This window comes from Psychrobacter sp. N25K4-3-2 (assembly GCF_015351755.1).
GTDB classification, from domain to species: Bacteria; Pseudomonadota; Gammaproteobacteria; order Pseudomonadales; family Moraxellaceae; genus Psychrobacter; species Psychrobacter glaciei.
Window position 1 is genome coordinate 447128 of sequence record NZ_JADKLX010000001.1, and the last position, 19464, is coordinate 466591.

At 43.0% G+C, this 19464-nt stretch carries 15 protein-coding genes and 1 pseudogene; 10 read left to right on the top strand and 6 right to left on the bottom strand.

Features of this window, described 5'->3' with window-relative positions; translation table 11 throughout:
* Positions 1–33: 33 nt before the first annotated feature.
* Entirely contained in the window at positions 34–930 is an 897-nt protein-coding gene (locus IOD06_RS01755) for a pyruvate, water dikinase regulatory protein (RefSeq protein WP_227669839.1), read from the bottom strand.
* A 565-nt stretch (positions 931–1495) separates the two neighbouring features.
* On the opposite strand from IOD06_RS01755, the gene ppsA reads away from it, so the two are divergent.
* From ppsA to rplI, 5 genes are all read left to right on the top strand, one after another.
* Positions 1496–3880, top strand: coding sequence for a phosphoenolpyruvate synthase (ppsA, locus tag IOD06_RS01760; protein WP_189581369.1), 2385 nt, complete (start codon positions 1496–1498; stop codon positions 3878–3880).
* A gap of 127 nt (positions 3881–4007) precedes the next feature.
* Positions 4008–4997 (top strand): RDD family protein, encoded by a 990-nt coding sequence (locus IOD06_RS01765; RefSeq protein WP_194618791.1) that lies wholly within the window; start codon positions 4008–4010, stop codon positions 4995–4997.
* A gap of 303 nt (positions 4998–5300) precedes the next feature.
* Entirely contained in the window at positions 5301–5705 is a 405-nt protein-coding gene (gene rpsF, locus IOD06_RS01770; protein ID WP_010198801.1) for a 30S ribosomal protein S6, read from the top strand.
* 16 nt (positions 5706–5721) lie between these two features.
* Positions 5722–5952, top strand: coding sequence for a 30S ribosomal protein S18 (gene rpsR, locus IOD06_RS01775; protein ID WP_010198808.1), 231 nt, complete (start codon positions 5722–5724; stop codon positions 5950–5952).
* A gap of 20 nt (positions 5953–5972) precedes the next feature.
* Positions 5973–6485, top strand: coding sequence for a 50S ribosomal protein L9 (gene rplI, locus IOD06_RS01780; RefSeq protein WP_194618793.1), 513 nt, complete (start codon positions 5973–5975; stop codon positions 6483–6485).
* Between the two features lie 116 nt (positions 6486–6601).
* On the opposite strand, the gene IOD06_RS01785 is transcribed toward rplI, so the two are convergent.
* Positions 6602–7981 (bottom strand): PLP-dependent aminotransferase family protein, encoded by a 1380-nt coding sequence (locus tag IOD06_RS01785; protein ID WP_194618796.1) that lies wholly within the window; start codon positions 7979–7981, stop codon positions 6602–6604.
* Positions 7982–8272: 291 nt separating this feature from the next.
* Here IOD06_RS01785 and IOD06_RS01790 point away from each other — a divergent pair.
* The 4 genes and pseudogenes from IOD06_RS01790 (at position 8273) to IOD06_RS01805 (ending at position 12398) form a co-directional block, all read left to right on the top strand.
* Positions 8273–8970 (top strand): annotated as a pseudogene (locus IOD06_RS01790) (EamA family transporter).
* A 246-nt stretch (positions 8971–9216) separates the two neighbouring features.
* Positions 9217–9441 (top strand): hypothetical protein, encoded by a 225-nt coding sequence (locus IOD06_RS01795; protein WP_194618798.1) that lies wholly within the window; start codon positions 9217–9219, stop codon positions 9439–9441.
* 394 nt (positions 9442–9835) lie between these two features.
* On the top strand, positions 9836–11194 hold the full coding sequence (locus tag IOD06_RS01800) for a GntP family permease (protein ID WP_227669840.1): 1359 nt from the start codon (positions 9836–9838) through the stop codon (positions 11192–11194).
* A gap of 67 nt (positions 11195–11261) precedes the next feature.
* Positions 11262–12398: a glycerate kinase gene (locus IOD06_RS01805; RefSeq protein ID WP_194618800.1), complete on the top strand. Its 1137-nt coding sequence runs from the start codon at positions 11262–11264 to the stop codon at positions 12396–12398.
* Between the two features lie 57 nt (positions 12399–12455).
* On the opposite strand, the gene IOD06_RS01810 is transcribed toward IOD06_RS01805, so the two are convergent.
* Positions 12456–13325, bottom strand: coding sequence for a LysR family transcriptional regulator (locus IOD06_RS01810; RefSeq protein ID WP_194618801.1), 870 nt, complete (start codon positions 13323–13325; stop codon positions 12456–12458).
* A gap of 106 nt (positions 13326–13431) precedes the next feature.
* Between IOD06_RS01810 and IOD06_RS01815 the strand changes: the two genes are divergently transcribed.
* Positions 13432–13932, top strand: coding sequence for a lactoylglutathione lyase family protein (locus IOD06_RS01815; protein ID WP_114700921.1), 501 nt, complete (start codon positions 13432–13434; stop codon positions 13930–13932).
* Between the two features lie 361 nt (positions 13933–14293).
* On the opposite strand, the gene IOD06_RS01820 is transcribed toward IOD06_RS01815, so the two are convergent.
* The 3 genes from IOD06_RS01820 to IOD06_RS01830 form a co-directional block, all read right to left on the bottom strand.
* A complete protein-coding gene (locus IOD06_RS01820) occupies positions 14294–15949 on the bottom strand; it encodes a BCCT family transporter (RefSeq protein WP_010198721.1) in 1656 nt (551 codons plus the stop codon).
* 232 nt (positions 15950–16181) lie between these two features.
* Complete coding sequence (locus tag IOD06_RS01825; RefSeq protein WP_194618802.1) at positions 16182–17825, bottom strand: BCCT family transporter; 1644 nt, start codon at positions 17823–17825, stop codon at positions 16182–16184.
* A 167-nt stretch (positions 17826–17992) separates the two neighbouring features.
* Positions 17993–19261, bottom strand: coding sequence for a PQQ-dependent sugar dehydrogenase (locus IOD06_RS01830; RefSeq protein WP_320157418.1), 1269 nt, complete (start codon positions 19259–19261; stop codon positions 17993–17995).
* Between the last annotated feature and the right edge of the window lie 203 nt (positions 19262–19464).

The window sequence follows — 19464 nt, forward strand, 5'->3', positions numbered from 1 at the left end:
TTGTCAACGCTAACGTCTTATTAGCCACTAGCATTAACCAATACGGCGTTTAAGACCCGTCATCTGTAAGATACGTGTGGCAATTTCTTCAACCGACATCTCTGAGACGTCTAAGCTAGGAATACCGTGCGTGATATAAATACCTTGTATCGCCCGCTGCTCTTGCTGGCATTGCTGATAGCTTGAATAACGACTGCCTGCACGGCGTTCTTGACGAATTTTGACCAAGCGATCGGTATCAATGAGCAAGCCAAACAATTTGTCTTTGTGCTCACGCAACGCTTTTGGTAACTGATTGTCGTACAAATCATCTTCGGTCAAAGGATAGTTGGCCGCACGGATACCGAATTGTAAGGCTAGATATAATGACGTTGGGGTTTTGCCCGAGCGTGAGACTCCAACCAGAATAATATCGGCCGCGTCATAATGACGTGTGCGTGCGCCATCGTCATTGTCCAAGGCAAAATGAACCGCGTCAATACGTTCCTTATAGGTTTCGGAATCGACATCATCGTGTGCATGACCTGAGTGTCCGTCTGGCTCCACCCCAGTCTCTTCGGCAACACGACCAATCAAACCCTCGTACATATCTAAGTTACAGCTGGTCGCTGAGTTGATTTTTTCGCGAATTTCAGAGTTAACAATGGTATCGAATACCAAAGGCAACACACCATCGCGTTGATAAGCCATGTTAATTTGCTCAACAGCGTCTTCGGCGCGCTCTAAACTATCGACATAAGGCAGTACGCGCGTCTCAAAAGGAACGGAAGCAAACTGACTTAAAATAGCACGTCCAAGAGTCTCAGCCGTAATAGCCGTACCATCAGAGATAAAAAATGCACTTCTTATAGTTTGCGAATTGTCTAAGTTCAACGCATCATGATTTTGTATCGTCGGCTTATTTTGTTCAGATAGATTGCTTGAGTACATAACTTTGATACCTCGGTTGAAACCCTAATATTGGCCTGTGACTGGCTTATTTTTTTGACTGTCTTTTGATCAGTCATCATATTTTAATGGTTGATTCAATTATTCGCGCAGGGCGTTTCACTTTTCATTATACGCATAATAGAAGCTCAATAGAAATCAATGTTGTCGACAAGCGACCACAAACACCCGGCTCTTTCTGTCGATATTGTCCTGCACAATTTCGTTTTATTGACTATATAAGTATCCATAATAAGTCCCCAATATAAGTCCCAATATTATGTTCTATATATAGTAGTAAAAATCCTAGGAGTATTTTTGGACAGATTTTACTCATATTTAGGGGTTTTGATGACAATTATGGCACCCTGTTATTTCGGTAGCATTGACATTTTGGCTCGGTCTTAAAAGTAAAACCGTCAGGCAGCTGACGTAAATTATGTAGCAAACCCGACAATTTGTATCTTTTTGACGAATTTTTTGGTTCTAGGTCTCGAAATTATCCAAATATAGGGGTATAATTGACCGTTATAATCTTTACTAAATAACCTTATTTTCTGGAGTTATCATGGCAGCGCAATCTACAGCACTTGTAATCAATCTTGATCAGCTAGGAAAAGACGACATTGAGATGGTCGGCGGTAAGAACGCCTCATTAGGTGAAATGATCAGCCATTTGTCTGATTTGGGTGTTAGTGTTCCAGGCGGATTTGCCACCACTTCAAATGCATTTAACCGTTTTTTGAACGAAACTGGCTTGCTTGACAAAATCAACAGCGAGCTAAAAACATTAGATGTTAATGATGTAAAAAAACTTGCAGAAACGGGTAAAAAAATTCGTACGTGGATTATTGAGCAAGAGCTGCCAAGCGATCTAGAGCAAGAAGTGCGTCAGTCATTTGAAACCATGAGTGGCGGCGATGACATCGCGGTTGCTGTCCGTTCTTCTGCGACTGCCGAAGATTTGCCAGATGCATCATTTGCCGGTCAGCAAGAGACTTTCCTAAACATTCGCGGTATTGATAACGTTCTGATTGCCATTAAAGAAGTATTTGCCTCTCTTTATAACGACCGTGCTATCTCTTATCGTGTACACAAAGGTTTTGAGCACGAAGGCGTTGCATTGTCTGCTGCTGTACAGCGCATGGTACGCTCAGAGACGGGTGCTGCTGGTGTGATGTTCACGCTAGATACCGAAAGTGGTTTTGATCAAGTGGTTTTCATCACCTCAAGCTATGGCCTAGGTGAAATGGTCGTACAGGGTGCGGTTAACCCAGATGAATTCTATATCTCTAAGCAATTGCTAGCCAATGGCAAGCCTTCGGTTATTCGCCGTAACCTAGGCAGCAAGCATAAGAAAATGATCTACGGTGATGAAGGCAGCACGACTAAGTCTGTCAAAACTGTTGATGTCGAAAAACAAGATCGCATGCAGTTCTCGCTATCTACCGAAGAGCTGACCTCACTTGCCAAGCAAGCGATGACCATTGAGAAGCATTACGGTCAAGCGATGGATATCGAATGGGCAAAAGACGGCGACACCAATGAAATATTTATCGTTCAAGCCCGTCCAGAAACCGTAAAAAGCCGCCAAGACAGCAATGTCATGGAACGTTATATCATCAATACAACTGATGCAAAAATCTTGTGCGAAGGCCGCTCAATTGGTCAACGCATTGGTGCGGGTAAAGTACGTATCGTTAGCAACCTAAACGAGATGGACAAAGTACAAGACGGCGACGTCCTCGTATCAGACATGACCGATCCTGATTGGGAACCAGTCATGAAGCGTGCCTCTGCCATCATCACTAACCGTGGTGGTCGTACCTGTCATGCAGCTATTATTGCCCGTGAGCTTGGCGTACCGGCTATCGTCGGTTGTGGTAATGCCACTGAGCTGTTGGTTGATGGTCAAGATGTCACTGTTTCTTGTGCCGAAGGTGATACTGGTTTCATTTATGAAAGCCAAATTGACTTTGAAATACAGACCAACTCTGTTGAATCTATGCCAGATCTTGCCTTCAAGATTATGATGAATGTTGGTAATCCAGATCGCGCCTTCTCTTTCACCCAAATGCCGAACGAAGGTATTGGTCTTGCACGTCTTGAATTCATCATCAACCGTATGATCGGTGTGCATCCAAAAGCCTTGCTAAACATGAACAGCTTGCCACGTGAGATATCACAAGCAATCCAAGAGCGTATCGCTGGTTATGCTTCACCTGTTGACTTTTATGTTGATAAATTGGTCGAAGGCATCTCAACACTAGCGGTTGCCTTTATGGATCAGCCAGTTATCGTTCGTATGTCAGATTTTAAATCAAACGAATACGCTAACTTGCTTGGTGGTAAATTATACGAGCCGTCAGAAGAAAACCCAATGTTGGGCTTCCGTGGTGCCAGTCGTTATGTCTCTGATAATTTCCGTGATTGCTTCGAGCTTGAGTGTAAAGCCCTAAAGCGCGTACGTGATGAGATGGGTCTGACCAACGTCGAAATTATGATTCCATTCGTCCGTACCGTTGACGAAGCCGCTCAAGTGATTGAGTTACTCGAGAAAAACGGTCTCAAACGTGGTGAGAACGGCCTACGCATCATCATGATGTGTGAGCTACCAACCAACGCGCTATTAGCAGAAGAGTTCTTAGAACACTTCGATGGCTTCTCTATCGGCTCTAACGATTTGACTCAGCTAACGCTTGGTCTTGACCGTGACTCAGGTATCGTCTCACATCTATTTGATGAGCGTGACCCTGCTGTTAAGAAGTTACTGTCTATGGCGATTGATGCTTGCCGCAAAGCGGGCAAGTATGTCGGTATCTGTGGTCAAGGTCCTTCAGACCATCCAGATCTTGCGTTCTGGCTCATGGAGCAAGGTATCAGTTCAGTGTCATTGAACCCTGACTCAGTACTAGATACGTGGTTCTTCTTAGCTGGTGAAGAAGCAAAGTAAGCCGTAATTTAAGTCACAGCGGTAATTCACACAGTCATTGAAGATACAACCATTAGGGTCTATTTGAAAAATCTTGAATAGACCCTAATACTATGTCTTACAGTAGCGACTTAATATATGACTAACTATGCAGGCAATTATGCAGATTTTCTTAGCTCGAAATAACGTACAAGCCGGTCCATATAATTTGGATCAGCTCAATATTATGCTGACGTCTGGTGAAGTTTTACTGGATGATTTGATCTGGCACGACGGCTTAGACCAATGGCAGCGAGTTGGTAACTTGACGAACAATCAAGGGGTTTATCGACCTACTAGCATTAGCAGCCCTGAGGTTAATGACTCTATTGTCAATAATGTCACCGTGTTCCCCGAAGATACTGAAACCAGTAGCACTAAAGACGGAAAAAGCGTGTCGTTAGACAGACTATATGGTAAGCCTGAACGTCCAAAAGACAATGCCAAAACAGATATGACCAGCAACCGTCATCACACACCGCATAATAATGTGTCATTAAATAAAACGGCTGCTAATAAGAATATCACAGCCAAAGATAAAGTCGTTGGCGATGTAGTACTAGCCCCGATCATGTCACGCATATTGGCAACTGCGCTCAATGGCTTATTGTACTTGCTAGCCATCTTTCCACTTGGATTAGCGTTAACCAAAATGGATGTGGACTATAGCAAGTTTCAAAATATCCAAGACATGGACGCCGCTTATCAATATTCAATGACGCTGATGGAGAGCCTTCCAAGTAGCACATTGATGATATCGCAAGTCATGGTTTTTGGCTTGTTTGCTTTACAGTTAGTATTTATCACCATGCGTGGTCAATCACTGGGCAAGCTGATTACAGGTATTCGCGTCGTGGATCAAACCACGCATCGTCTGCCTTCTTTTATTAAGCTTATCGGCACACGTACTTTGCTATTGTTCATTATCTACAACTTACTGTTTTCATTCACCAGCTTTTTAGGTTTTGTGATTGTCGCCATTCATTATTATATGGCCTCAAAAAGCCCGCAAAATATCGGCTGGCATGACAAGCTTGCCAAAACATTGGTGGTAAAAGCAGATAGCAGTCAATTGGTAAAACAGCCCAAAGTAAAATAGCAACGTTTTGAGCGTTTTATCAAAACTAAGTCTTAGATGATGTTAAAAAAGTAGCGTTTCATCGTGGCTTTTTATTAATACAGATAATTGATACAGAGAAATTTACTGTTTTCATGTTTTTATTGGCAGCTACGCAACGATTAACCTTTGTGTTAATCGTTGCGTACTGTTATAATACGGCGCTTTATAAACTAAGCTTTTTTCCTATTATATTTTGTTATATTTGATGGGAATACAGCTTACCTTATAAATCTCCTTGCTATTAACATAGGGTTAATAGCTACTAATCCGTAAGGAGTCATAATGCGACATTACGAACTGGTGTTAATTGTACACCCAGACCAAAGCGACCAAGTGGTCGGCATGGTTGAACGCTATATCAAGTTAGTTCAAGACAACAACGGTGTTATTCATCGTTTAGAAGATTGGGGCCGTCGTCAACTGGCTTACCCAATCAACAAGATTCACAAAGCTCATTACGTTCTTTTCAACATTGAAACTGACGGTGAGACTTTAGCTGAGCTTGAAGAATTATTCCGTTATAACGACGCGATCATTCGTAGTCTAGTTATGCGCCGTGACGACGCTGTCACTGAAGAGTCGCAGTTAGCCAAGAATGCCGATGAAAAACGCGCACGCAAAGCAACTACTCGTCGTCCAGACAGTCGTGAAAACGATAATGACGACAACGACAACAGTGAAGACTAATTAAAGGAGAATACTCATGGCACGTTTCTATCGCCGTCGCAAATTCTGCCGTTTCACTGCTGAAGGCATCACTCACATCGATTATAAAGATGTTGAATTGCTAAAACAGTATATCAGTGATAATGGTAAAATCGTACCAAGCCGCATTACCGGTACATCTACTAAATATCAGCGTCAACTAGCTACTGCTATTAAGCAAGCTCGTTATTTATCGCTACTTCCATACACTGATAACCATCAGGGTTAACCGTTAACTAGGAATGACTCATGCAAATTATTTTGTTACAGCGTATCGTCAACCTTGGTAAACTCGGTGAAACTGTCGATGTAAAACCAGGTTACGGACGTAACTTTCTTATCCCATTGGGCAAAGCTCTACCTGCTAATAAAGCTAACATTGAAAAGTTCGAAACACGTCGTGCCGAACTTGAAGCTGAAGAAGCGAAAGAAGTAGCTGTTGCTCAAGAACGTGCTGATGCATTGACTGACGTTAATGTTATCATGCGCGCTAAATCAGGTGACGAAGGCAAGCTATTCGGCTCTATCGGTACTCGCGATATCGCTGAAGCATTGACTAACTCAGGTCTAGAAGTAGACCGTGCTGAAATCAAGCTACCTGAAGGCACACTACGTCAAGTGGGCGAATATAATGTTGATATTCAACTACATCATGACGTTACTGCTAGCATCTTAGTCACTATCCTATCTGAAGATGGCGATGACCAAGATACAGCTGAAGAAGAAGCTACAGACGAGAATGACGATTATTCTGAAGAGTAATCTTTAGAATAGTTAGACTCAGTCTATAAAAAGCCAGCAACCTTGTGTTGCTGGCTTTCTTTGTTTCCTGAATGCAGGTTCAACTCCCGCCATCTCTAATACATATATATAACCAGTCAATCCAATGACTCAGCCAACACTTCATAGATCCTAGCATCTGATGCTTGTGCGACATTGAAACGCATAAAATGCTCAGCGTTCTGAGCTTGACTAAAGACATTACCCGGAGCCAATAACACGCCCTTTGCTAAGCAAGCGTTTGCTAATTCAGCCGCGTTGTTGCCATCAGGTAGCTGACACCAAAGAAACATGCCAGCTTGTGGTAATAGACAGGGCGCTATACCCAATTTAGCCAAGCGTGGTAACGTTTGCGAGCGTGCTTTTGCCAAGCGTAGATGAATAGTATTCATATGTTTTCGGTAACCACTATCTGTCAGTGCAGATAGAACCACTGCTGCCGCCAACTGCCCACCACCGAAACCTGTGGCTATTTTTAAGTCTAATAAGCTCTCTACCCAAGCAGTTGGTGCCGCAATATAACCGCAGCGCAATGATGCAGATAAGGTTTTAGAAAAGCTACCGATATAGAATACTTGCGATAAACCATCTAATGCTGCCAACCTAGTTGCTGGAGTAATCTCAAAGTCAGCAAAAATGTCATCTTCAATGATATATAACCCAGCGGATTGTGCCAGTTGCAACACTTTATAGGCTGTGGCTGGTGACAATGTAGCGCCCGTAGGGTTATGTATAGCGGCATTGGTTATATAAAGGCGCGGCTTATGCTCATCTAATACTGCAGCGAATACATCAACATCCGGCCCAGTAGAGGTGTAAGATACTCCTACCACCTTTACCCGATGTGCTTTTAATAACGCATGAAAATTAAAGTAACAAGGATCATCTACGACTACAGTATCACCTGGTGTCAATAAAAAACGACAAATCAAATCTATTGCCTGTGTACCAGATTCGGTCAACATGACCTGCGACGGTTCCGCGTTTATCCCCAAACCTACCATACGCCTAGTAAGTAGTTGGCGCAATTCTAATAATCCCAATGGCGTGGCATACTCGCTCATCACACTCGCACTGCCCTTTGCCACACTACGCAATCCGCGACGCATACCTTCTTCATATAGCCAGTCAGGCGGTAACCAGCCACATCCTGGCTTCAAAGCATTATCAGAAGTTTCAAGCGATTGCCTCGACACCCATAACGGATCTACGGCTCGATCAAGCTTTGGAGCAATATCTGCCAAGGATAGTGGTGGCGTAGACTCGGCAACGTAAAAGCCAGCACCTGGACGCGAGTATATAATCCCATCAGCTTGCAACCGCTCATAAGCTTCTACGACTGTCGACGGTGAAAAACCGTGATTTTTAGCAGCAGCGCGTACTGAGGGTAAACGTGTACCGGGCATGTAGATGACAGTAGTAATCTTTGCTTTTACATCCGCTATTACCATCTCAATACGAGTCGATCCAATTTTCATAATTCTCTATTCCTTACCATACCATTATTTATGCTTTACCAAGTCATGCTTCGCCGAAAAATTTATTATGCTTGGCTACCATGAGTTGGCTCAAAGTCAGATAAATCTAAAATAGCATTTATCTGGTTTCAATGATGAAACATAGTAATACCAGCCTACCTTTAGTAAATACGCTTCATACTGTATGGGCCATTGACACCAAACAGTTCAGTATAATTGTACTGTATTGTACGTAGATAACCTCCCAAACATTTGCTTTAATCAACGTATCAAAAATACAGTGGTAGGTTTATGAAAAACACAACTCAAGGTTGGATGAATGGATTTATCGGTGTCGTTATCTTTGCAGGCTCTTTACCAGCTACCCGCTTAGCAGTCATGGATTTTGATCCTCTATTTTTGACTGGAACGCGTGCGACGTTAGCCGTGTTGCTCGCTATCGTAGTCTTAGTAATATTCAAACAGCACCCACCAACCAAGGCTGACCTACCCGCTCTAAGTGTTGTCGCTCTAGGTGTGGTCATTGGCTTTCCTTTGTTAAGCGCGTTGGCTTTACAGCATGTCACCTCGGCACACGCCATTGTATTTTTAGGAATATTACCGCTATTTACTGCTATATTTGCCGTTTGGCGCGGTGATAAACGCCCACCCGCTTTATTTTGGTTATTTGCCCTGTTAGGTAGCACCTTTGTCGCTGGTTACGCGGCTATGAGCAGTAGTCATACGCCTTTGTTGGGAGGCTTACTAATGCTAGGCGCTGTCATCGCTTGTGCTCTAGGTTATGCAGCATGTTTATCGGATTTTTGTTTTGGTATCGTGGACTGGCATTAGGGGGTATTGCTGCTGTTGGGCAATTACAGTTGCTACAGCCTTTTATGGGTCTTATGCTAGCGGCAGGATTACTACATGAGACCGTTAGTCTTGGCATGGTAATAAGTACATTGGGAGCATTAGCTTGTGTGCTCGGCGCGAAAAAATTTGCGGTGTAGACAACTTTTATTTATGAAAACCAATCGTTTACTATTAAAAATCAGATAGCATAGAGACCCCTATATGCTTAAGTGTGTATGCTCAATCACTTACTATTGCACCCAATTTCATAATGATATGTTTCAGCAACAAATAAGCTAAAAAACATATACTTAACAATAAGATACTCCTTATTAAAGCCTCTTTATTATTACTAATTAAGTTGGTATTATCATTTTATCTTTTTATAAATGAGATAGAACTATATGATAAGCACTGACGATAAATTACTCTGCACACAAGGTAATGACTTTTATTTAGAAGGCGAAGTCTATACTGTAGGTAGAATCGTTAACAATAAGTATTTTCAGTTGCTAACCGGTAGCAACGATGATCATTGGTACGCAACATTGGATAAAGAAGGTATCTGTGTGAGTTTCGACTCGATAGTAGCAGAAGGTGACAAAGCACGATTCGATAAAATCGCATAAGTACCAACTAAATACTGCTTTGAACATGCTGTGCACAACGACTGGTCATTTAAAATGGCCAGTTTTTTTGGTTTAAGAGTGATAGAAATAATAACGTAGAATATAGAATGATCTCACATAGAGCGTCAGATACTCTTGGAAAATGACCAATGACCGTTTCTCTTCCTAAAATTTATTTCCTAGTAACGTCTATTTTACTATAGAATGTGCCCCTTTAAAAATTCGTATCGTTATTGATGCACATAGTTGGCTCAAAATAACTTAGAGACAAGAAAGGCGAGTAATAGTGCTACAACTAGTAGGCTAAGCGAGCCTGACGCTGTATCTAATTTATACAGGGTTGACTGTATCTGCATTGGTAATCAATTAAGATATAAACCATATTGAGACAGTGATGATTGTATTTTGGCTTGTGCTGACCATTCTTTTTATTATTTTCGCGACCGCAAAACTAAAGTGGCATCCTTTTTTAGTGTTGATTTTGTCCGCTTTCTTGGTTGCACTTTTTTACCAAGTACCGCTTAATACTGTCGCCAAAACGATCTCTGATGGCTTTGGTGGTATCTTAGGTTATATCGGTCTAGTGATTGTATTCGGTACCATTATCGGCTTGATCCTTGAAAAAACTGGTGCGGCTATTGTGATGGCAGAAACCGTTATCAAAGTTTTGGGGCCACGCTTCCCTACTCTGACCATGTCTATCGTCGGTGCAGTCGTGTCAGTACCTGTATTTTGTGACTCAGGCTACATCATCTTAAACTCTTTAAAAGAGACATTGGCCGAGCGTTTAAAAGTATCTAGTGTGGCGATGAGTATTGCCTTAGCCACGGGCTTGTACGCAACACATACTTTCGTACCACCCACACCAGGTCCGATTGCAGCGGCAGGCAACTTGGGATTAGAATCTAATCTAGGTTTGGTCATCATGGTCGGTGTGGTCGTGACAGCCGTTGCTGTATTGGCTGGCTGGTGGTGGTCTAATCGTTTTCTAAATGTGACGCCTGACAATATAGATGCGCTGGATGCACCAGCCGCGACATTGCCTGAAAACATGAAAACACGTGACGACTATAACAATATGCCGTCAGCAACGATGGCATTCTTACCTATTATCGTACCTATCGTATTAATTTGCTTATCGTCTGTTGCCAACTTCCCAAGCGCACCGTTTGGTAGTGGTACGTTGACAGATATCTTAGTATTCATTGGTAATCCACTAACGGCACTGCTCATTGGTCTTTTTCTATCATTCTTACTCATCAATACCGAGCAAAAAACACAGCAGATCAGTGACAGCATCTCTCAAGGTCTGGTCGTAGCCGCTCCTATCTTATTGATCACTGGCGCTGGTGGTGCGTTTGGTGCCATGTTAAAAGTGACACCAATCGGTGACTATTTAGGTACGACATTGTCTGCATTAGGACTTGGTATCTTTATGCCATTCATCGTCTCTGCTGCACTAAAGACTGCGCAAGGCTCGACCACCGTAGCGCTAGTCACTACCTCTGCGATGGTTGCACCGTTATTGGATCAAATTGGTCTAGACAGTGAACTGGGTCGCGTATTTTGTGTGATGGCCATTGGTGCAGGTGCTATGACTATCTCACACGCCAACGACAGCTTCTTTTGGATTGTCAGTCAGTTTAGCCGTATGAGTGTATCACAAGCATATAAAGCCCATTCAATGGCGACGGGTATTCAAGGTGTGACCAGCATTGTGTTTATCTGGCTGTTAACCTTAGTATTTATTTAACAGTGTTCATTTAACGCATTAGCTGAAATACCCAAAAAGACGTTCAAAAATACCCAGAGAGACATTCATGAAGATTTTAATCGCCCCCGACTCGTTCAAAGAAAGCTTAGAAGCACTGGATGTTTGCCGCGCCATTCAAGCTGGTTTTAGTCAGGTATATCCTGATGCTGACTATACGTTATTGCCGATGGCAGATGGCGGTGAAGGCACCTCTGCGGTATTGTCTTATGTATTGGGCGGACGCTGGAAAGACGTTAGAGTACATGATCCTTTAATGCGACCGATTACGGCTAAATACTTGCTATTACCGGATAATACTGCCGTTATCGAGATTGCTCAAGCTTGCGGATTACATTTGTTAAAGGCAACAGAACGTAATCCTGTTACTACCAGTAGTTATGGTGTTGGTGAATTAATTGCGGATGCTTTGGACGAAGGCGCCAAGCGTATTATTATCGGTCTGGGTGGTAGCGGAACCAATGACGCAGGGCTTGGTATGCTCATGGCATTGGGTATGACATTTCATGATGTCAATGACAGCTTGCTCACTCATGGTGGTGGCGCACTTGCCCAGCTGCACAGGATTGATAATCGTCATCTTAATTTAAAGGTTCTCGATACGGTATTTGAGGTCGCTTGTGATGTGACCAACCCATTATGCGGACTATTGGGCGCGAGCGCCGTGTTCGGGCCGCAAAAAGGCGCTTATCCAGAGCAAGTCAACGAACTGGATAAGGCACTCAGTCACTTTGCGGCTGTGTGCGACCAGCAAGGCTATGATGAGTGTCAAAATGTCGAAGGCGCAGGAGCCGCTGGTGGTCTTGGCTATGCGATGATGACGTTTTTTAACGCGCAGTTAAAATCAGGGTTTAACACCGTCGCCGAAGTGGCTCATTTGTCAGAGCATATCGCTGAGGCTGATCTGGTCATCACAGGTGAAGGCAAACTAGACGTGCAGACTGCCATGGGTAAAGTGGCAGGCGGTATCAGTCATATCGCTAAAGCCAATAATACGCCTGTCATCGCCATCTGCGGTAGTGTAGACGGTCTAAAACCTGCGCAAACCAGCCAATTCGATGTCATCATGCCCAGTATACAAAAGATAGATACTCTCGATAATGTGCTGAGTCAGGCTTATGACAATATGGAAACGACAGCAGCCAATGTTGCGGCAGCCATCAAATTAGGTCAGTCAATGGCATAATGCAGATTTATAGTCAGCGCATGTATCCATTAATACTATGTTGACCTTGCTCTATTTCTATAACCATTTTTTTACTTCATCAATGACAGTATGCATTCTATTAGAGAGTGCCTGCTGTCGTCTTATGGCAAGATATAGCGTCTCGCTAACAGCAACGGGCAAATAATGACTGTGAATAAGCCCAGGCTTTGGATAAGCAGCCACTGCGTGTGCAGGCAGCACGGTAAAGCCTATTCCCCTACTGACTGGCTCTAAAATCAGACCTATTTGATTAGAAAAGCCTTTTTTCTTAAAGTCATTAATATGTTGGAATTGCTCATAGTTAGCAGTCAGTAGCATGCCTGCATGATGTGCACCATCTGGATGATCAATAAATCCAAGCTCGATGAGCTGCTCCCAACTTGGCTCTACTGTAGCCGCAGGTGTTACTAGTATTAATGCTTCTTGAGCCACTGGCTTACAACTAACTGTCTCATCCCCTGAGATATCCGTCATAAAACCAATATCAATCTCGTGATTTGCCAGTGCTCGTTCGATATCAGCATTGGGTGCAAAGCGATAATCAATCACTAGATTCGGATGCTGCTGCTGTAGTGTCAACAGCTGCGGATACAGCTTAAGCCCCACGCTACCCGGTGACATCAGTCGCACTAACCCTTCATAAGGTGGATCCTCACCGATACGCTGCTCTAGATTTGATAAGCGCTGCAATATCTCGCCTGCTTCTTTATAGAGCTGCTCACCTGCATTGGTCAATGAGAACTGCTTTCCTTGTCGAATCAGCAAGTCAATCTCTAGCTGCTCCTCTAGCTTACTTATGTGTTGGCTGACACCGGACTGCGTCATATATAGACGTTCAGCCGTACGAGTAAAGTGCCCAACTTCAGCAAGCGTGCAAAAGGTGCGTAACCATGTGATATTTATCATTACGTTTCATAATTATTTATATAATATTTGATAATTTTACATAATGACGGTGCATTTGTATACTGGCTCCACGTTAAAGAAAATGCACATCAAACAGGAGCATAATATGAACAACGTTTATCCAAGAAGCTTTTCGCACATCGGTCTTTCAGTCCCTGACCTAGATGCCGCCGTAAAATTTTATACTGAAGTAATGGGTTGGTACACCATCATGGAACCTACTGAGATTGTCGAAGATGACAGTGCCATTGGTGAAATGTGTACCGAAGTATTTGGTGCTGGTTGGGGCAGCTTTCGTATCGCTCATCTATCTACTGGTGACCGTATCGGCGTCGAGATTTTTGAATTCAAAAATCAAGAAGACCCTGAAAATAACTTTGAATACTGGAAAACTGGTATCTTCCACTTCTGCGTTCAAGATCCAAATGTTGAAGAGTTGGCTGAGCGTATGGTTGCAGCAGGCGGTAAGAAACGTATGGAAAAACCACGCTACTACTACCCTGGTGAAAAGCCATATCGCATGATTTATATGGAAGACCCGTTTGGCAACATCGTTGAGATTTATAGCCACAGCTATGAGCTTATCTATAGCGAAGGCGCATACTAATCTCAAGATAAATACAGCTTAGTATGACTTTAGCTTATATCTGACTGACAAACCAATAGCGTACTCATCACCTGAGTGCGCTATTTTTATTTGCGTGCGTTGTCTATCAGCAATCTACCTATGCTCAGTTGCCTTGTGCTCACTTTAAACTATAGTCAAAATACCTCAACAACGCTACGATACTGCTGATATATCGATATTACTTTTCACTGACTATACTTTAACCGTGTAGCACTGAAGCAATCATTTACGTAAAAGATGAATGCAGATGATGGCTTTCCACTTATTGAAAATATAAAAATACATCGGCATAAAAAATCCCAGCACAAGGCTGGGATTTTTAGCAAATATCTAAAACGTGTTAATCATTGGAGTCTACGATTTTTGGTGGACCTGTAAGTAGGTCTTCATCACGGAATTCATTAGCAGAATTGTGCTCTGCTGATTCTTCGGTAGTGAACCATTGCTGATTACGATAAAGTATCAAACGATCTCGGCTCAATCCACGTAGCAATGAATACATCATCACGACGATCACAATAGCAAAAGGAAAGCCTGAGACAATAGAGGCTGCTTGCAGTGCACTTAAACCACCTGCTGCCAATAATACAGCGGCGATAACGCCTTCAGCACCTGCCCAAAACAAACGCTGAATCTTCGGTGGATTGGTATCACCACCTGAGGTCAGCATATCAATAACAAAACTGGCTGAATCTGATGAGGTCACAAACCACAGTACAATCATGACTACAATGAGTAGGTTGACCGCCTCTGTTAGTGGATAAGACTCCATCAGTTTAAAGATGGCACTCCCGGTATCCGCTTTAACGGCTTCGATAAGACCCGGACTGACAAGGTTAGGATCTGCCGCTGCCATCAGCTCCATATTCACCGCAGAACCACCAAAAGCAGTAAACCACAGGAACAATATCGTGATAGGAATTAATAACACCCCTAATATAAACTCACGGATGGTACGACCTCGAGAGATACGGGCAACAAACACCCCAACGAATGGTGACCAACTAATCCACCATGCCCAATAAAAAATCGTCCATGAGGATTGCCAGTTTTCCTCTCCACTATAAGACTCTGTCCACAGACCTAATGGCACAATTTCATGCAAATAGTTGCCGATATTTTCTACAAAACTATTAAAGATGAATTGAGTAGGCCCAAAGATAATCACAAAACTTAGCAATATCACCGTGAAGAATATATTGGTATCACTTAGACGCTTAATGCCTTTATCTAGTCCCATGAACAAGGATAACCCTGCTAGCATAGTGATAAAGCCGATCAAAATAATCTGCACCGTAATATTGTTGGGCACACCAAACAATGTCTCAAGACCAGAGTTTATCTGTAAAACACCAAGACCTAACGTGGTCACTACCCCAAACATCGTACCAAATACGGCAAGCGTATCGACCGTATGACCCCAACCACCGTAGATTTTTTTACCCAATATTGGATACAAGGTGGAGCGGATGGCCAATGGTAATCCTACTCGATAATGAAAATAAGCCAAGGATAGCGCGACCATGCCATAAAGCGCCCATACATGTAGACCATAATGCAGGAACGAGATGTTCATCGCCTGCTTAGCAGCGGCGACTGTTTCCGCCTCGCCTAATGGTGGAGCCATGAAATGATACAGCGGCTCGGCTGTGCCCCAATAGAGCAGTCCAATACCTATACCTGCTGAAAACAGCATACCAATCCAAGAAACCAGGTTGTACTCTGGTCTCTCATTCTGATGACCAAGCCTGATATCGCCATAGCGGCTAAATATCATATAAATACTCATGACCAACGTTAAATTCACCACCACAATAAAGAACCAGCCAAAGCGTAAAGAGACAAATGCTTTTGCTTGGTTAAATACCACTTCTGCTTGTTCGTTGAATAATGCCCCAAAGATAATGAAGGCAAGTATCAAAATCGCTGAAGTCAAAAATACAGGTTTACTTACCCGCGGAAAAGGGCCTAATCGGCCAACTTTTACATGATCCATAAGTATATCCCCAAAAAAGTGCGTAACCATACCAAGGTATGAACGAATTATCAAATATAACACCTTGTAAACACTGCCAAATGTATAGAAATGGTAGTAACACTTCGGTAATAATTTTCAACAATTAGAATTTATACTGAATAAATTTAAATATCTTTATCCAATAAAGAAGCCCCAATTTAAAAATAAATTGGGGCTCCTATTAAAACGGCTCAAATGACTATTTTACTTATTAGTCACCCTCCACTATCTTGGGTGGCCCTTTTAGCAAATGCTCATCAACGAATTCGTTCGCTGAATTATGGTCTGCTGATTCATCCGTGATGAATTGCTGCTGCGCTCGATATAGAATCAAGCGATCACGACTAAGACCACGTAACAATGCATACATCATGACGAATATCACTAAGGCAAATGGCAGTCCTGCTACGATAGCCGCCGCTTGTAAGGCAGACAGTCCACCAGCCGCCAGCAAGATAGCTGCGATAACGCCTTCTGTGGTTGCCCAAAACAAGCGCTGTATTTTTGGTGGATTGGTATCGCCACCAGCAGTCAACATGTCAATGACAAAACTGGCTGAGTCTGATGAGGTTACGAACCACAGCATAATCATCACTACAATCAGTAGCGTAATTGGTTTTGCTAATGGATAGTACTCAACCAATTTAAAGATCGCACTACCAGTATCCGCTTGTACCGCTTCAACCAATCCTGGACTGATACCGGACACAGCAGAGGCAAGCTCCATGTGAACAGCAACGCCGCCAAAGGTCGTAAACCAAAAAAACAAAATCATCATAGGAATGAGCAGTACACCAAGTACAAACTCTCTAATCGTACGACCACGAGAGATACGGGCAATAAAGATACCAACAAATGGTGCCCAGCTAACCCACCATGCCCAATAAAATATCGTCCAACCACTCTGCCAATCCGTTCCACTATAAGACTCACCCCACGTACCTAAAGGAACAATCACTGTCAGATAGTTGCCGATGTTTTCAATAAAGCTATCAAAGATGAAAAGTGTCGGTCCTAAAATAACCATAAACGCTAATAAGACGATGGTGAAACCAATATTGATATCACTAAGTCGCTTAATACCTTTATCTAGACCCATCAAGACCGAAGCCGCTGCAAGCGCTGTAATGAAAGCGATCAAGCCAAACTGAACCGTAAGACTGTTAGGCGTACCAAACAGCTTTTCGAGTCCAGAATTGATCTGCATCACCCCAAGCCCAAGCGAGGTGACCACACCAAACATCGTACCAAACACGGCCAAGATATCGACAGTATGTCCCCATCGGCCATAGATTCTTTTGCCGAGCAAAGGATACAAGGTTGATCGAATCGATAATGGCAAGCCACGACGGAAATGGAAATAGGCTAAAGACAGCGCCACAATCGTATAAATGGCCCAAGCGTGTAATCCCCAATGCATAAATGAGATATTCATCGCTTGCTTTGCGGCTTCAACCGTTTCGGCCTCGCCCATTGGTGGTGCCATAAAGTGATACAACGGCTCCGCTGTACCCCAGTAGACTAGACCAATACCAATACCTGCAGAAAACAACATACCAATCCACGAAAACAGATTGTATTGTGGTCGCTCCGTTTGATTGCCTAGCCGAATATCACCATAGCGACTCATTGCTAAGTAAATACAGAGGGCAAGCGCTGTATTGACTAGGATAATAAATAGCCAACCGAATTTATCAGTAATAAAATTTTGTAAAAAACTAAAAAGCGCCCCTGCTGTTTCCGTAAACAAAGCGCCAAAAATAATAAATCCGACAATTAACAACGTCGATGTTATAAACACAGGTTTACTCACCCGTGGAAAAGGTCCTAATCTGCCTACTTTTACTTCTTCCATGTGCAAGTCTCAAAATTCAAGGAACATTACCTTAACAAAATAGGCCTTAACTATCAATCAATTACAAAATAAAACTTGATAAAACCTTTAATTTACTCTAAAAGACTTAACAATTTTTTTTAGAATAACTACATAAATATAAAATCAAAATTGGTTTTATTACGATATTACTTAGGCAGTAATCTAAGTAACTGCCCCCCATTACCATCTTCCAATGCCCACACTTGCCCATCTACTGCCAGCACACTGCGGATACGTTCGCCCATATCGTAGCGATAGCGCTCAGCAGCGGTGTTGCCTTCATTGAAGCCGACTACGATAAGTGCTTTAGAAGATAAGCCACTAATCAGCGCATTGCCTTGCCAACTAGGAAAGTCATTATGACTACCCGCCGCGTATATGCTGATGGAAGATGGAGATATGACTGGCGTCCAAGTGATTTTGGGTGCAGCAAACTCAGGCCGAGTATCATGATCAGGGATATCAAGACCTGAGTAATTGCGTCCATTGGATACAACTGGCCAGCCATAGTTTTTACCTTTTTCAATCAGATTAAACTCATCACCGCCCCTTGGCCCCATCTCATGTGCCCAAAGCTGTCCACTGTCATCAAATGTCATGCCAAGCACATTACGATGACCTATCGTCCAAAACTGCTTGGCGATGTCATTCGTATTGTCCAAAAATGGATTGTCTGCTGGGATAGAGCCTTCAGCATTTAGGCGTATAATCTTACCCAAGTTGACACTCATATCTTGTGCTGGGGTTTTTTCTTGACGCTCGCCTGAGCTGATATATAGATAGCGTCCATCAGGTGAAAACAGCAATCGATGGCTATAGTGTCCTTGCCCTTTTACTTTTGGAGATTGCTCCCAGATTGGCGTAATGGCTTGTAACGTTGGCGTATCTGTCTCTAGTCCTGAGAGCGTTGCCTTGATGACTTTAGCACCAAATGTATTGCTGTCACCTCCCGTGTCTGCTTCCACATAGCTGAGATAAACTGTATTAGAAGTAGCAAAATCTGGTGCTACTATTATGTCTCCCAATCCACCTTGGCCACCATAAGCGACTTCGGGAACACCATCGACCCTCGTTTTGGCACCCGTCGAGGTATCTACAATGAACAGCTCACCTGTTTTTTGGGTCACCAGCAATCTAGGAGATTTGCTATCTGCGCTGGGTAATGCAGCCATAGCCCAAGGCTCATCAAAGGTTGCAATCTCGGCAGTAATAAAGTCAGGCTTGTCTACGCTGATTTGAGCATCACTAACTTTTACATCGGCTTCAGAGGTTTGCGTCTCTTTGGATTCTGCCGCATCGTTGCTGGTATTTACCGATGAAGGATTGGAGCAAGCCGAGGTGCTGAATAATAGAGCCGCGATGATTAAGGGCGATGTCAAAGGTTTGCCTAGACGTTCAATATTGGTTGTCATCATTTTTCCTCTTTATACAAATTTGCACTTATATTATTAGGGTCTGTTGAACATTCAAACATGGAACTGGCAGTGGCTATTTTTTAGACAATACGCAGTGAAATTTTTGATGCCTAGTCGTTCTAGGTTAGACAATTTCGCCATGTATTGGCAAAAAATAGTCCTGCCCCTGCTTGTATACTGGGGGCTGATGCTAAAATCACCCC